Below are 14,727 nucleotides of genomic sequence, written 5' to 3'. Positions count from 1 at the left end.
GTCCGGTGGAGGGGCGTTCGCGGGCACCCCGCGAACGCCCCTTTCCGGCTCGCCCCCCTGCGCCCTCCGCCCGCCCCCCTCCGCCCTTCGCCCGCACCCCTGCGCTCGCGCCCCTGACCCGTCTGCGTCCCGGCCCGCGTCTCCGTCCCTCGCGCCCGTCCCCGGCCTCCCGCGGCGCCCCGCCCGCCTGGCACACCCCCTCCCGCACCCCATGCCCGGTGAGGTCGGCGATTTTCGGTCGACCGGGGCGTGCGCCGCCCCCGATACTGCGTCCCATGAGCGCCGAACACGAGCCCGCCACCGCGTCCCTGCGGGTCGGCGGCCAGGACGAGGAACTGTCGAAACGGCTCGACCGCGAACTCACCGAGTTCAACAACCGGGCCACCGGAGCCGGGGAACCCGCCGAGTTCTCGGTACGGGCGACCGACGGGCGCGGCGACGTCGCCGGAGGGCTCACCGGCTGGTTCTGGGGCACCCTGTGCGCCGTCGACATGCTCTGGGTGCGCGAGGACCAGCGCCACGCGGGATGGGGCACGAAACTCATGCGCGAGGCCGAGGCGGAGGCCCGGCGCCGCGGCTGCGCCGACATGATCGTCTCGTCGTTCACCTTCCAGGCACCCGACTTCTACCGGCGCCTCGGCTACCGCGAGACCGGCCGCACCGACGGCATCCCCGGCGGCCACCAGGACGTCCACCTCCACAAGGCCCTCGGGCCCGCCCGGCCCTGACCCGAACCGGCGTCAGCCGCCCGCGCCCGCACCCCGCAGCACGGGCGGCCCGGACGTCTCCTCGAACTCCAGCACCCACACGTCGTTGACACCCTCCCGCAGCACCGGCCCGGGGACGAACAGCGACGACTGCGGGCCCAACGACCAGTAACGGCCCAGGCAGAACCCGTTCACCCACACGAACCCCCGCGTCCAGCCGGGGAGTTCGAGCAGCGCGTCGCCGGCGCCCGAGACCGTCGCGGTGCCCCGGTACAGACCGGGCCCGCCCTCCCCGCCACGGGCCCGGAACGGCACCCGCCCCACCCCGGCGTCGAACGCGTCCAGCCGCAGCGCCCGCGCGCGCACCCCGTGCAGAAACTGCCGCTCGTGCAGCACGCCACCGGTGACACCCTTCGGCTCCCCGGTGCGCGGCCCGTAGTTGACCCGCCCCAGCGACTCCACCCACAGCTCCACGCGCGCGGGCCCGGCGACCGGCTCGCCGAGCAGCGGCTCCTCCTCCGTCAGCACTCCGGCCCGCACCCCGTCGACGTACACCACCGCGAGATCCCGCAGCCCGCGCACCGACAGCGGGTACGGGCCACGCGGCCCCGGCACGTCGACCGTGTAGCGCACCAGGCCCCGGTCCACACCCAGTTCCTCGAACGTGGGCGGCACCGGGTGTTCCTCCTCCGGCTCGCCGAGCGCGTCGAGCACCGCGGACAGCGGCGCCCTGTCCGTGAGGTCGACGGCGGCGGGGGAGCCCAGCACGGGCGGCGCGGGCGGCAGAGCGGGCGGCGGGGCGTCCGCGTACTCGGCCAGGCCCGACCGGAACGCCCAGAACTTCGCGGTGGGGCGACCGTACTCGTCCACCGGCGCGTCGTAGTCGTACGACGTCACGTCCGGCCGCAGCGGCCCGTCGTGCAGCGCCCCGCCCCGGTTCGCACCCGCCCAGCCCCCGAAGTTCGTGCCCCCGTGCGCCATGTACAGGTTCACCGAGGCCCCGCACTCCAGGACCTCGCGCAACGCCCCCGCCGCCTCGCCCGGGTCCCGCACCTGGTGCCCGGCTCCCCAGTGGTCGAACCAGCCGCACCAGAACTCCATGCACATCAGCGGCCCCGACGGCCGGTGCGCGCGCAGCACCTCGAACGCCGCCCGCGCCCGCGAACCGAAGTTCACGGTGGCCGTCACTCCCTCCAGGGCGCCGCCGGTGAGCATGTGGTCCTCGGCACCGTCCGACGTGAACAGCGGCACCTCCACGCCCCCGGCACGCAGCAGCTCCGCCAGCCGGCGGGGATAGTCGCGGTCCGAACCGTAACTGCCGTACTCGTTCTCGACCTGCACCATGACCACCGGGCCGCCGCGGCCGAGCTGCCGCGGCACGACCTCCGGCAGCAGCCGGTCGAACCAGCGGCCCACCTGCCCGAGGAACCGCTCGTCCCGGGTCCGCACCCGGGCCCCCGGCGCACCGGTCACCCACTGCGGCAGACCCCCGTTCTCCCACTCGGCGCAGATGTGAGGACCCGGGCGCACGATCGCCCACAGCCCCGCCGCACGAGCCGCGTCCAGGAACCGGCCGAGCGCCCCCACGTCCCGGACGTCACCCGGACGCGGCTCGTGGAGATTCCACGGCACGTACGTCTCCACGCAGTTCAGGCCCATCGCCCGCAGCATCGCCAGGCGGTGCCCCCACTGCTCCTCGTGCACCCGGAAGTAGTGCAGCGCCCCCGACAGCAGCCGCACGGGCCGCCCGTCCAGCAGAAAGTCGGTCTCCCCGACCGCGAACTCGCTCATGCGCCCCACCCTCACCCCCGACGGCTGCGCCGGTCCACGGTACGGCGCCGCGGCCCCCCCCGCCCCGCGCCGCCCGGGACCGAGCGGCCCCGCACCCCCCAGGACCCGCCGCGTAGGGTGGACGCCCATGAACACCAGCAACACCGGCATCGCGGGTGACGCGGACCCCGCCGTCCGCGCCGAACTCGCCCGGCTGCGCGAGAGCATCGACAACATCGACGCCGCCGTCGTCCACATGCTCGCCGAGCGCTTCAAGTGCACCCAGCAGGTCGGCCACCTCAAGGCCGCCCACCAACTGCCGCCCGCCGACCCCTCCCGCGAGGCCCACCAGATCGCCCGGCTGCGCCGACTGGCCGAAAACGCCAAACTCGACCCGGCGTTCGCCGAGAAGCTGCTGAACTTCATCATTGCCGAGGTCATCCGCCACCACGAGCGCATCGCGGACGGCGCCGACCCCCGGGAATGACCCGCGTACGGCACTGCGCGACCCCTCATCTCACGCCGTTGTCCGGAGACCCCCTCGGCCTGCGCGCCGAAATGAGGCATCCTGCGCTGAGCACTCCTTGTCAGCCCACGGGTACTCCCTGTCAACCGGTTCGGACACCTGCCCGTTGTCCAAACGAGGGGACACCGCTCCATGCCGCCGGACGCCAAGATCCTCATCGTCGACGACCACGAGGACACGCTCTACGCCCTGGAGAGCGCCCTCGCCCCGCTCGGCTACCACCTGACCCGGGCGACCAGCGGCGACGCGGCGCTCAAGGAAGTCCTGCGCGGCCGGATCGGCCTGCTCCTGCTCGACGTCCGCATGCCCGGCGTCGGCGGCCTCGACATCGTCAGATACATGCGCGGCGTCGAACAGACCCAGCGCATCCCGGTCGTCCTCGTCACCGGCTTCGGACCGGACACCGCCCTCACCTCCGCCGCCTTCCGGCTGGGCGTCGCCGACCTCGTCACCAAACCCGTCGACCCCTGGGCCCTGCGCACCAAGATCCGCCACCTGTTCGACACCCACCAGCGCTGCCGGGCACTGGAACAGGAACTGCTCGAACTGCGCGCCCTCACCGACGGCCACGGACCCGCCGAACGCCGCGGCACCCTCCTGCCCACCCGGCGGCCCGCCGCCCACGCCCGGCACCAGGACCGCACCGCGTGACGCCCCCGGAGGCCGGGACGGCACCACGCCCTGTGCCGTGCCGCGCCGATCAGGCAGCATGTCACCCATGTCCGTACTGACGCGCGACGAAGCGCAGACCCGTGCCACACTCCTCGACGTCCACCGCTACCGGATCGAGCTCGACCTCACCCGCGGCGACGAGACGTTCGACTCCCGTACCGTCATCACCTTCACCGCCCGCGCGGACGGGGACACCTTCGTCGAGCTCAAGCCCGCCGAACTGCGCTCCGTCACCCTCGACGGACAGCCGATCGACCCGGAGTCCCTCGACGGCAACCGGCTTCCGATCAAGAACCTCACCGCAGGCGAACACGAACTGCGCCTCGACACCGCCATGCGCTACAGCCGCACCGGCGAGGGCATGCACCGCTTCACCGACCCCACCGACGGCGAGACGTACCTCTACACCCAGCTCTTCATGGACGACGTCCAGCGCGTCTTCGCCGCGTTCGACCAGCCCGACCTCAAGGCCGTCTTCGAGCTCTCGGTCAAGGCCCCCGAGGAATGGACCGTCCTCGCCAACGGCGTCACCACCCGCACCGACGACGGCCACTGGCGCGCCGCGCCCACCCCACTGATCTCCACCTACCTCGTCGCCGTCGCCGCCGGCCCCTGGCACTCCGTACGCACCGAGCACCGCGGCCTGCCCTTCGGCATCCACTGCCGCCGCTCCCTGGCACCGCACCTCGACACCGACGCCGACGAGATCCTCGACATCACCCGCGCCTGCTTCGACCGCTACCACGAGAAGTTCGAGGAGCCCTACCCCTTCGACTCCTACGACCAGGCGTTCGTCCCCGAGTTCAACGCCGGCGCCATGGAGAACCCCGGCCTCGTCACCTTCCGCGACGAGTTCGTCTACCGCTCCGCCGTCACCGACACCGAACGCCAGACCCGCGCCATGGTCATCGCCCACGAGATGGCCCACATGTGGTTCGGCGACCTCGTCACCCTGCGCTGGTGGGACGACATCTGGCTCAACGAGTCCTTCGCCGAGTACATGGGCTACCAGACCCTCACCGAGGCCACCCGCTTCACCGACACATGGACCGACTTCGGCATCGTCCGCAAGGCCTGGGGCTACGACGCCGACCAGCGGCCCTCCACCCACCCCGTCGCCCCCGACCCCGACGCCGTCCCCGACACCGCCTCCGCGATGCTCAACTTCGACGGCATCTCCTACGCCAAGGGCGCCTCGGCGCTGCGCCAACTCGTCGCCTGGCTCGGCGACAAGGACTTCCTGGCCGGCATCAACACCCACTTCGCCCGCCACAGGTTCGCCAACGCCACCCTCGCCGACTTCATCGACTCCCTGGCCGGGGCGACCGAACGCGACGTCCACGCCTGGGCGGACGCCTGGCTGCGCACCACCGGCGTCGACACGCTCACCGCGTCCGTCACCGCGGAACCGGGGCAGTGGACCCTCACCGTCGACCGCGACGGAAGCCGCCCGCACCGCGTCACCGTCGGCGTCTACGACCGCGACCTCGGCGGCGGCCACACCCTCGTCCTGCGCGAGCGCTACGAGACCGACGTGCCGGGCGACCCCGCCGCCGAGTCCCGCCCCGGCACCCGGCCCGCACTGGTCGTCCCCAACGACCTCGACCTCACCTACGCCAAGATCCGCCTCGACGACACGTCCGAGGAGACCGCCCTGCGCGGCATCTCCCGCGTCCCCGACGCCCTGACCCGCGCCGTCCTGTGGAACACCCTGCGCGACATGGTCCGGGACGGCGACCTCGACCCCGCCGCCTACCTGGAGACCGCCCGCGCCCACCTCCCCGAGGAGACCGACCTCGCCGTCGTCCAGGGCGTCCTCGGCTTCGCCTCCGCCCAGGTCGCCGACCGCTACCTGGCCGCCCCCGACCGGCCCGCCGCCCTCGCCACCCTCTCCTCCCTGTGCCGCGACCTGATCCGCCGCACCGAGGACGGCTCCCACCCCGGGCTCCGCCTGATCGCGGTGCGCCACCTCATCGACGTCGCCGCCCAGCCCGACACGATCAGCGCCTGGTTCTCCGAGGGCACGGTGCCCGGCGGCCCCGAACTCGACCCCGAACTGCGCTGGCGCATCCTCGGCCGCCTCGCCGTCCTCGGCGCCATCGACGACGCCGTCATCGAGGCCGAACTCGTCCAGGACCCCAGCGCCACCGGCCAGGAGGGCGCCGCCCGCTGCCGCGCCGCGCTCCCGGACCCGGTCGCCAAGCGGGCCGCCTGGGAGGCGATGTTCGCGTCCGACGACCTCTCCAACTACCTCTTCACCGCCACCGCCCAGGGCTTCTGGCAGCCCGAACAGGCCGACCTCGTACGGGAGTTCGTACCCCGCTACTTCGAGGACGCGGTCGCCGTCGCGGCACGCCGCGGCCCCGCCATCGCCGAGGCGGCGGGCCGCTGGGCGTTCCCCGTGTACGCGATCTCCGCCGAGACCCTCGCCCTGGGCGAGCGGTGCCTCGCCGACTCCGGCCCCACCCCCGCCCTGCGCCGCAAGCTCGCCGACCAACTCGACGACCTCGCGCGCGCGTTGCGCGTACAGGAGGGATAGCCACCCGGTCCCGTCCCGTACGACGCCGGCCGCCGCGGCCGGCGTCCCCCCGCCCCTCCCGGTTCCCCGCGCCCCCTCAGGGACGCGGGGAACCGGCGTCGACGGGCCCCAAGGGCCGCCGACCCCCAAAGACCGCCGGCCCCCAAGGCCCACCGGCGCCCACCGGCGTCCCACCGGTGGACCCACGTCCACCGCCCGCGCCGACGCCCAGTGCCCCCGCCGCCGTCCTCCCGGCAAGCTCTCACCGCACGGCAGTACCCCCTTTCGGGTCCGGATCGTTGAAGTCCCAGGGCGCGTCGAACCGAACGCGTACAGGCTGGAAACCCCCGCCGCGCGCCCATGGAGGACGCCGATGAGTTCGCTCGCCTCAGGTCCCCACGGCCCGGACACCCTGCGCCCCCTGCTCGACACCGTGCTCGACGCACTCCGGGCCGGCGCCGAGGCCCGCGGCGGACCCCTGCCGGCCGGCGGACCCGGCCCGGTCGCCGCACGCGTCCGCGCGGCCCTGGGCGAGGTACTGCCCCCGCACGGCGACGCGACCGCCCTGCACACACTCGTCCGGGCACTCGCCGAGGGCGCCGCCGACCCCGCCGACCCGCTGTGCGCCGCCCACCTGCACTGCCCGCCCCTCGCCGTGGCCGCGGCGGCGGACCTCGCCGCCTCCGTCCTGAACCCCTCCCTGGACTCATGGGACCAGGCCCCCGCCGCCTCCGCACTCGAAGCCCTGGTCACCGAGGCCCTCGCCGCCGAGGTCTACCCGCAAGCCGCCGCGCGGACCGGCACGCAAGCCCGTGCACAGCCCCGTACGCAGGCCGGCGCCGACCCCGACGCCGACCCGCACGGCCGCACCCCCACCACGGGCGGCACCCCGACCGGCACCACCGCCCCGAGCCCGCCCGGCACCGAACGACCCGGCGGGAGCGACGCACTCGTCACCACCGGCGGCACCGAGTCCAACCAGCTCGCCCTCCTCCTGGCCCGCGAACTCCACGGCGGAGGCGTACGACTCGTCTGCGGGGCCAACGCCCACCACTCCCTGCACCGCGCCGCCTGGCTCCTCGGCCTCCCCGAACCCGTCACCGTGCCCGCCCCCGCCGGCACCATGGACCCCGTCGCCCTCGACGAAGCCCTCACCCGCCTCCCCGGACCCCGCGGCTCACTCCTCGTCGCCGCCACCGCCGGCACCACCGACGCGGGACTCGTCGACCCGCTCCCCGGGATCGCCGACCTCTGCCGGGCCCACGGCGCCAGGCTGCACATCGACGCCGCGTACGGCGGAGGACTCCTCTTCAGCGACCGCCACCGCGCCCGGCTGACCGGCCTCGACCGCGCCCACACCGTCACACTCGACCTGCACAAACTCGGCTGGCAGCCCGTCGCCGCCGGCCTCCTCGCCGTACGCGACCGCGACGAACTCGCCGTACTCGACCACCGCGCCGACTACCTCAACGCCGACGACGACACCGAAGCGGGCCTCCCCGACCTCCTCGGCCGCTCCCTGCGCACCACCCGGCGACCCGACATCCTCAAGATCGCCGTCACCCTCAGGACCCTCGGCCGCAGCGGACTCGGCGCCCTCGTCGACCAGGTCTGCGCCCACGCCGACGAGTTCGCCCGGCTCGTGCGACGCCACCCCCGCTTCGAACTCCACGACCGGCCCACCCTCAGCACGGTCCTCTTCCGGCCCGCCGGCGCCACCGACGACACCGTGGCCGCCGTCCGCCGCACCCTGCTCACCGAAGGCCGCGCCGTCCTCGGCCGCGCCCGACTCGACGACCGCCTCTGGCTCAAGGTCACCCTGCTCAACCCGCACACCGGACCCGGCGACCTCGCCGCGCTCCTGGACCTGGTGGAAGGACACACCCCCCGATGACACGGACGCCCCCGACGCCACCCACACCCCCCGACGGCCCGTCGCAGGAAAGGCCCGAAGCCCCCCGCGACCTGGTCGGCATCGGCATCGGCCCGAGCAACCTCTCCCTGGCCGCCCTCGCCCACCCGCTCACCGGACTCGACGCCGTCTTCTACGAGCAGCGACCCGGCTTCGACTGGCACCCCGGCCTGCTCATCGACGGCACCACCCTCCAAGTGCCCTTCCTCGCCGACCTCGTGACCCTCGCCGACCCCACGAGCCCCTGGTCCTTCCTCAACTACCTCAAGGCCCGCGGCCGCCTCTACCCCTTCTACTTCGCCGAGCGCTTCCGCATCCACCGCGCCGAATACGCCGCCTACTGCCGCTGGGTCGGCGACAGCCTCCCCGCACTCCGCTTCGGCCACCAGGTCGACGCCGTCCGCTGGAACCCCGAACGCGACCTGTTCGAAGTCGACTTCACCCAACTCGACACCGACGGAGAAGCCGAAGCCCTCGGCCGCACCTACACCAGGAACATCGCCCTCGGCGTCGGCACCGCCCCCCACGTCCCCGAACCCATGCGCCCCCTCGTCGACGCCCCCGCCGTCCCCGTCATCCACGCCGCCGACTACCTCGACCACCGCGAACGGCTCCTGAAGGCCGAACACGTCACCGTCATCGGCTCCGGACAGTCCGGCGCCGAGGTCTTCCTCGACCTCCTCAGACACCGCCCCGCCGGCCGCGAGAAGCTCCACTGGCTCTCCCGCACCCAGGCCTTCGCCCCCATGGAGTACTCGAAGCTCGGCCTCGAACACTTCACACCCGACTACACGCGCTACTTCCACGCCCTGCCCGAACCCGAACGCGACCGGCTCGTCCCCGCCCAGTGGCAACTCCACAAAGGCATCGACGCCGACACCATCGCCGCCATCCACGACGAGCTCTACCGGCGCACCCTGCACGGCGGCTGGCCCGACGCCGTCCTCACCCCCGGCGTCCTCGTCCGCACCGCCGGACGCATCGCCACCACCAGGATCGAACTGCACCTGGAACACGTCCAGCAGGCCAGCCGCTCCCGCCTGACCACGGACGCCGTCGTCCTCGCCACCGGCTACCGCGAACGCCCCCTCGGCGCCCTCCTCGCCGGCCTCGACCCCTACATGCGCCGGGACTCCTCCGCACGGCCCCGGATCGACGAGCACCACCGCCTCGTCCTCGACCCCGCCGTCACCGGAGCCGTCCACGTCCAGAACGGCGAGAGCCACACCCACGGCGTCGGCGCCCCCGACCTCGGCCTCACCGCCTGGCGCAGCGCGAGCATCCTCAACTCCCTCACGGACAACGACCCCTACCCGCTGCCGAGCCGAACCGCCTTCACGACGTTCGGACTCACCCAGCAGCCCCGGATCCCCTCCGCCAGACAGTCCAGGATGCTCACCCCGCTCATCGACTGACACGGCAGCCGACCACCGACGGGCGCACTAGAAGACCGGAACCCCCTCACGGGTCAGCTTCCAGTCCACCGACGCGAAGTCCTTCGGATCCAGCACACCCTTCGCCGTCGCCCACTCCGAGATCCGCGTACGGATCTCCGTCGACTCCGCCCACAGCTCCTTCGCCGACGCCACGTGCGGGAACGCGCCACCGCCGTTGGCGCGGTAGTTGTTCACCGCGAACACGAACTGCGCCGCGTCGTCCAACGCCACCCCGCCGTACGTCAGGTTCCTGATCCGCGAACCCGCCGGCTGCGCGATGTCGATGTCGTACGACAGCCCCGACACGTAGTCGTAGTTGTAGTCGGGACGGTTGTTCGCGTTCGTCAGCTTCGCCACGTCCACCGCGGCACCCGACGCCGTCTGCACGAAGTACTCCGCCGAGTACTCCAAATACGCCCGCAACTGGGCACCCGTCAGCAGCTTCGCCACCAACGTGTTGTCGTACACGTACAGGCTCGACAGGTCCCGGATCGTCACATCGCCGGCCGGGATCTCCGACGTGCGCGAGAACGGCGACGCCTGCGCCAGCACCGGCAGCGACGCGTACTCCGTACCCGCCAGCGCCGCCCGGACCACGTCCTCCTGGACCTTCGTGATCAGGTCGATGATCGGAGCGTCCTTGTAGCGCGCCTCGACCGTCGTCAGGGTCTCCGTCGCCGTACCGACCACCTGGTTCACATACGCCACGACCACGTCGTGCTCGTCCTTCAGAAGCCTCGTGATCCTCGGGTCGTCGGCCACCGAGTTCGAGTTGCGCACCGAAGCCGCCACCGACTCGACCGACCACCGGCCCTTCTCGAAGACCAGCTCGAAGTCGAACAGCGACAGCCGCTCCGCGTACGCCAACGGCTCCGACAGCACCACCGTCCTCCCGGTCGTCGCGTTCGTCACCTTCAACTCGGGGATCTCCACATGCGCGTGCCCCACCAGGATCGCGTCGATCCCAGGTACCTGCTGCGCCACCAGCGCCGCCGAGTTCTCCACATACGGCAACTGGTCACCGTACGACGACGTGCCCGACGAACCCGAGTGCGCCGACACCACCACCACGTCCGCACCCATCGACCGCAGCTTCGGCACCCACTTCGCCGCCTGCTCCTCCAGCCCCGGGAACGTCAACCTGCCCTGCACGTACGCCTTGTCCCAGATCGCGATGCCCGGGTTCGTCAGACCCAGCACCGCCACCTTCACCGGCGGCGCGCCCGGCACGTGGAACTTCTTCATGAAGTACGGGGGGAACGCCGGCTTCAGCGTCTTCGCGTCCAGCGCGTTCGCGCCCAGCAGCGGGAAACGGCACTGCGACTCGAACTTCCGCAGCGTCTCGATGCCGTAGTTGAACTCGTGGTTGCCGAGCGCCACCGCGTCGTAGCCGATGGCGTTCATCGCCTGCGCCATCGGGTGCACCGGGCCGCCCTTGGCGGTGATCGGGTCGACCTTCGCGTAGTAGTACGTCAGCGGCGTGCCCTGGATCGTGTCACCGGCGTCCAGCAGCAGCGTGTTGCGCCGGCCCTTCTCCTTCCGCACCGCGTTCACCAGGGTCGAGATCCGCGCCAGGCCCTGCGCGTTGCCCGCGGCGTCCTTGTACTCCGCGTCCTTGAAGTAGTCCCAGTTGAAGACGTGGCCGTGCAGGTCCGTCGTGCCCATCACCGTCAGCGAGTAACGCCGGGGCCTGTGCCCGCCCTTCGCCGCGGCCGGCTCGGCCGCCACGGCCGCGGGAGCCGCGACCGCACCCGCCAGCGCCACCCCCGCACTCGTCACGGCGGACTTCTTCAGGAACTTCCGGCGATTCAACGGCATGTCAGGTCACTCCTCGGGAACGGGACAACAACGCGCGTAGATTCTGAGCGCGTAGATTCTGACCCGGCCACGGCGTACGGCAACAGCCCCCGCAGGTTTCGATCTGGTGACCTGCCCGGTCCGCCGGCACGCCGACGGTGACAGAGTGGGGCGTATGACCTCAGCCCGCGAGGAACCCCGGCCCACCACCCCCTACGGCACAGCCGACGCCCCCCGCATCGCCGTCCGCGGCGAAGCCCACCTCGACGTCGACCCCGAGATCGCCCGCATCGGCATCACCGTCGGCGCCCGCGGCACCGACCGCCGCGACGCCCTCGCCGACCTCACCCGCCGCAACACGGCCGCCCTCGACCTCGTCAAGAGCTACGGAGACGCCGTCGAACGGCTCGAGACCGGCGCGTTCTCCATCACCCCCGAACACGCCCGCCACGGCCGCGGCGAACGCGTCCGCGCCTACCACGGACGCGTCCACCTCACGGCCGAACTCACCGACTTCACCGCACTCGGCGAACTCACCACCCGCCTCGCCGACCTCGACCTCACCCGCGTCGACGGCCCCTGGTGGGCCCTGCGCCCCGACTCGCCCGCCCACCGCCTCGCCCGGCAGCAGGCCGTACGCGAGGCCGTCCAGCGGGCCCGTGAATACGCCGAAGCCCTCGGCACCCGCCTCACCGCGCTCCTGGAACTCGCCGACCTCGGAGCCGAGGACGCCGGCCCCTACGGAATGGAGGTCCAGGCCCGCGGCATGCGCACCCTGGCCTTCGACGCGTCCGCCTCCGAGACCGCCCCCGCCCTGGACCTCGAACCCCAGCGCCAGCACGTCCACGCCCAGGTCAACGCCCGCTTCACCATGGCTCCGCCCGAGCTCTAGCGGACCCGGGAAGACTCGACCGGCAGAAGGGCCGGCGGCCGGACGGGCACCACCCGCCCCCGGCGACACCCGCCACGACCCGGCCGAACACACGTCCCACGCTCATCGGAGCACCCCCGTGCACAATTCAACAGTTGTCAATAACCCTTCACGCAAAGGATGTTGAGCAGTCATGCGCGAACAATTCGCTACCCACTGGTAAGGCCTAGGCTCGAATCATGCGCCGAGCAAAAATCGTCTGTACCCTGGGCCCCGCCACCGACTCGTACGACCAGATCAAAGCACTGGTCGAAGCCGGAATGGACGTAGCCCGCCTCAACCTCAGCCACGGCAGCCACGCCGAACACGAGGAGCGCTACCAGCGCGTGCGAAAGGCCTCCGAGGAGACCGGCCGCAACGTCGGCATCCTCGCCGACCTTCAAGGCCCGAAGATCCGACTCGGCCGCTTCAGCGAAGGCCCCGTACTCCTTGAACGCGGAGACACCTTCACCATCACCGTCGAACCCGGCGTCCAGGGCGACCGACAGACCTGCGGCACCACCTACGACGGCCTCGCCACCGACGTCACCCCCGGCGAACGCATCCTCGTCGACGACGGCAAGGTCTGCCTCGAAGTCACCGCCGTCGACGGCCCCCGCGTCCACACCACCGTCGTCGAAGGCGGCATGGTCTCCGACAGCAAGGGCCTCAACCTCCCCGGCGTCGCCGTCTCCGTCCCCGCACTCTCCGACAAGGACGAGGAAGACCTCCGCTGGGCCCTGCGCACCGGATGCGACGTCATCGCCCTCTCCTTCGTCCGCACCGGACAGGACATCGACGACGTCCACCGGATCATGAAGGAGGAGGGCCGCCACCTCCCCGTCATCGCCAAGGTGGAGAAGCCCCAGGCCGTCGACAACATCGACGACATCGTCGCCGCCTTCGACGGCATCATGGTCGCCCGCGGCGACCTCGGCGTCGAAATGCCCCTCGAACAGGTCCCCATCGTCCAGAAGCGCGCGATCAAGCTCGCCAAGCGCAACGCCAAACCCGTGATCGTCGCCACCCAGATGCTCGACTCGATGATCGACAACTCCCGCCCCACCCGGGCCGAGGCGTCCGACGTCGCCAACGCCGTCATCGACGGCACCGACGCCGTGATGCTCTCCGGCGAGACCAGCGTCGGCAAATACCCCGTCGAGACCGTCCGCACCATGTCCCGCATCGTCGAGGCCGCCGAGGAGGACATCCTCGCCAAGGGACTCCCGCCCCTCACCGAACGCAACAAACCCCGCACCCAGGGCGGCGCCGTCGCCCGCGCGGCCGCCGAGATGGGCGACTTCCTCGGCGCGAAGTACCTCGTCGCCTTCACCCAGTCCGGCGACACCGTCCGCCGCCTCTCCCGCTACCGCTCACCCATCCCGCTGCTCGCCTTCACCCCCGACCGGGCGACCCGCTCCCAGCTCAACCTCACCTGGGGCGTTGAGTCCCTGCTCGGCCCGCACGTCGACTCGACGGACGCCATGGTCGACCAGGTGGACGAGCTGCTCCTCAAGTACGGCCACTGCAGCAAGGGCGACGTCGTGGTGATCACCGCCGGCTCCCCGCCCGGGGTCTCCGGCTCGACGAACCTCGTCCGCGTGCACCACATCGGCGAGGACGACAGCCCGAAGTAGCGTCCGCCGGTCAGTACTTGGGCCCGACGTGGACGTCCATGAGGGCCACGGACGCCTTCCTCGCGACGGAGACGTTGCGCGCGTTGGCCTGCCGCCACTCGACGCCCAGCGCGTCCAGGGTGTCGGTGTACAGCTTCCGGATGTCGTCCGAGACATTGGTGAAGAAGTACCGGGGGTACTCGTACCGCTTCGGCTCGCCGCCGACCAGCCGGGTCGTCCAGTTGGTCATGCGGCAGCCGTCGGAGTGGATGAGCCCCCGGACGAACCCCCAGGGACGGGCGTCGACGATCTCCCGCTGCCAGGGCTCCAGGACGATGCGGCGCTCGTGCTTCCTGCCGGGTCCGTGCTGGGGGAACAGGCAGGGCCAGTGCTTGCTGAAGCAGGTGACGTACTGGCACCCCTGGCTACGGACGCGGCAGACGCGGTTGTCGGGCCGCAGCCTCTGGACGGCCTCCGCGCACAGTTCGACGAGACCGGGCCACGAGTCGGCGCACGCGATCCTCAGGCTGTGGACGCCTCGGGGGCCCTGGCTGATGCAGCCGTCACCGAGATACAGGCCCAGGAGATACGCGTAGGCCGCCCGGTCCTCGGGCGGCCGGGGCGTCTCCTCGCACCGCGGACACGGGAGCCCCGAGCTCCTGAGGGGTTCCTTCCTTTCCCGCCAGGACCTGAGGGCGGCCCGCGAGACGCCCGTCTGCCCGCTCACCGAATTCAGGCTGTGCCCCTGACTGATCAGGGCGAGTGCCCGCTCCCGTGTGCCCATGTCGTACATACGGCCACTTTCGGGGAGGCGTAAGGGCGACGCGCAGCAAAAAGCGGATGTTCACGAGAATGTGAACATC

Annotated in this window: 11 protein-coding genes; 8 read left to right on the top strand and 3 right to left on the bottom strand. The window is 72.0% G+C overall.

Annotated elements, in window-relative coordinates:
• Positions 1-275 precede the first annotated feature (275 nt).
• The gene (locus tag IE265_RS15140; protein WP_190036065.1) at positions 276-728 is read left to right on the top strand and encodes a GNAT family N-acetyltransferase; all 453 of its coding nucleotides are present in this window, start codon (positions 276-278) and stop codon (positions 726-728) included.
• A 12-nt stretch (positions 729-740) separates the two neighbouring features.
• Here IE265_RS15140 and IE265_RS15135 read toward each other — a convergent pair whose 3' ends face one another.
• Positions 741-2,498, bottom strand: coding sequence for a glycoside hydrolase family 35 protein (locus IE265_RS15135; RefSeq protein WP_190036064.1), 1,758 nt, complete (start codon positions 2,496-2,498; stop codon positions 741-743).
• 127 nt (positions 2,499-2,625) lie between these two features.
• Here IE265_RS15135 and IE265_RS15130 point away from each other — a divergent pair, with 127 nt between their 5' ends.
• The 5 genes from IE265_RS15130 to IE265_RS15110 all read left to right on the top strand — a co-directional run bounded on the left by IE265_RS15130 (position 2,626) and on the right by IE265_RS15110 (position 9,520).
• Positions 2,626-2,964, top strand: coding sequence for a chorismate mutase (locus IE265_RS15130; RefSeq protein WP_190036063.1), 339 nt, complete (start codon positions 2,626-2,628; stop codon positions 2,962-2,964).
• Between the two features lie 171 nt (positions 2,965-3,135).
• Positions 3,136-3,654: a response regulator gene (locus tag IE265_RS15125; protein ID WP_190036062.1), complete on the top strand. Its 519-nt coding sequence runs from the start codon at positions 3,136-3,138 to the stop codon at positions 3,652-3,654.
• 58 nt (positions 3,655-3,712) lie between these two features.
• Positions 3,713-6,214 carry an aminopeptidase N gene (pepN, locus tag IE265_RS15120; protein WP_190036061.1) on the top strand — a complete coding sequence of 834 codons (2,502 nt, stop codon included), beginning with the start codon at positions 3,713-3,715 and terminating at the stop codon, positions 6,212-6,214.
• A 352-nt stretch (positions 6,215-6,566) separates the two neighbouring features.
• Positions 6,567-8,087: a pyridoxal phosphate-dependent decarboxylase family protein gene (locus tag IE265_RS15115; RefSeq protein ID WP_190036060.1), complete on the top strand. Its 1,521-nt coding sequence runs from the start codon at positions 6,567-6,569 to the stop codon at positions 8,085-8,087.
• Positions 8,084-9,520, top strand: a complete 1,437-nt coding sequence (locus IE265_RS15110) for a lysine N(6)-hydroxylase/L-ornithine N(5)-oxygenase family protein (protein ID WP_190036059.1) — start codon at positions 8,084-8,086, stop codon at positions 9,518-9,520. Before IE265_RS15115 ends, IE265_RS15110 begins: the two co-directional genes overlap by 4 nt.
• Positions 9,521-9,547: 27 nt before the next feature.
• Here IE265_RS15110 and IE265_RS15105 read toward each other — a convergent pair whose 3' ends face one another.
• Positions 9,548-11,359, bottom strand: a complete 1,812-nt coding sequence (locus tag IE265_RS15105; RefSeq protein ID WP_190036058.1) for a bifunctional metallophosphatase/5'-nucleotidase — start codon at positions 11,357-11,359, stop codon at positions 9,548-9,550.
• A 154-nt stretch (positions 11,360-11,513) separates the two neighbouring features.
• Here IE265_RS15105 and IE265_RS15100 point away from each other — a divergent pair, with 154 nt between their 5' ends.
• The gene (locus tag IE265_RS15100; RefSeq protein ID WP_190036057.1) at positions 11,514-12,230 is read left to right on the top strand and encodes an SIMPL domain-containing protein; all 717 of its coding nucleotides are present in this window, start codon (positions 11,514-11,516) and stop codon (positions 12,228-12,230) included.
• A 218-nt stretch (positions 12,231-12,448) separates the two neighbouring features.
• Positions 12,449-13,885 carry a pyruvate kinase gene (gene pyk / locus IE265_RS15095; protein WP_190036056.1) on the top strand — a complete coding sequence of 479 codons (1,437 nt, stop codon included), beginning with the start codon at positions 12,449-12,451 and terminating at the stop codon, positions 13,883-13,885.
• 10 nt (positions 13,886-13,895) lie between these two features.
• Here pyk and IE265_RS15090 read toward each other — a convergent pair whose 3' ends face one another.
• Positions 13,896-14,657: a transcriptional regulator gene (locus tag IE265_RS15090; RefSeq protein WP_190036055.1), complete on the bottom strand. Its 762-nt coding sequence runs from the start codon at positions 14,655-14,657 to the stop codon at positions 13,896-13,898.
• Positions 14,658-14,727 lie beyond the last annotated feature (70 nt).

Origin of the sequence: Streptomyces fructofermentans, from assembly GCF_014651055.1 — a bacterium.
In the GTDB taxonomy this organism is placed as follows: domain Bacteria; phylum Actinomycetota; class Actinomycetes; order Streptomycetales; family Streptomycetaceae; genus Streptomyces; species Streptomyces fructofermentans.
Note: the sequence above shows the minus strand (reverse complement) of the source record. Positions and strands in the feature narration are given on the sequence as shown.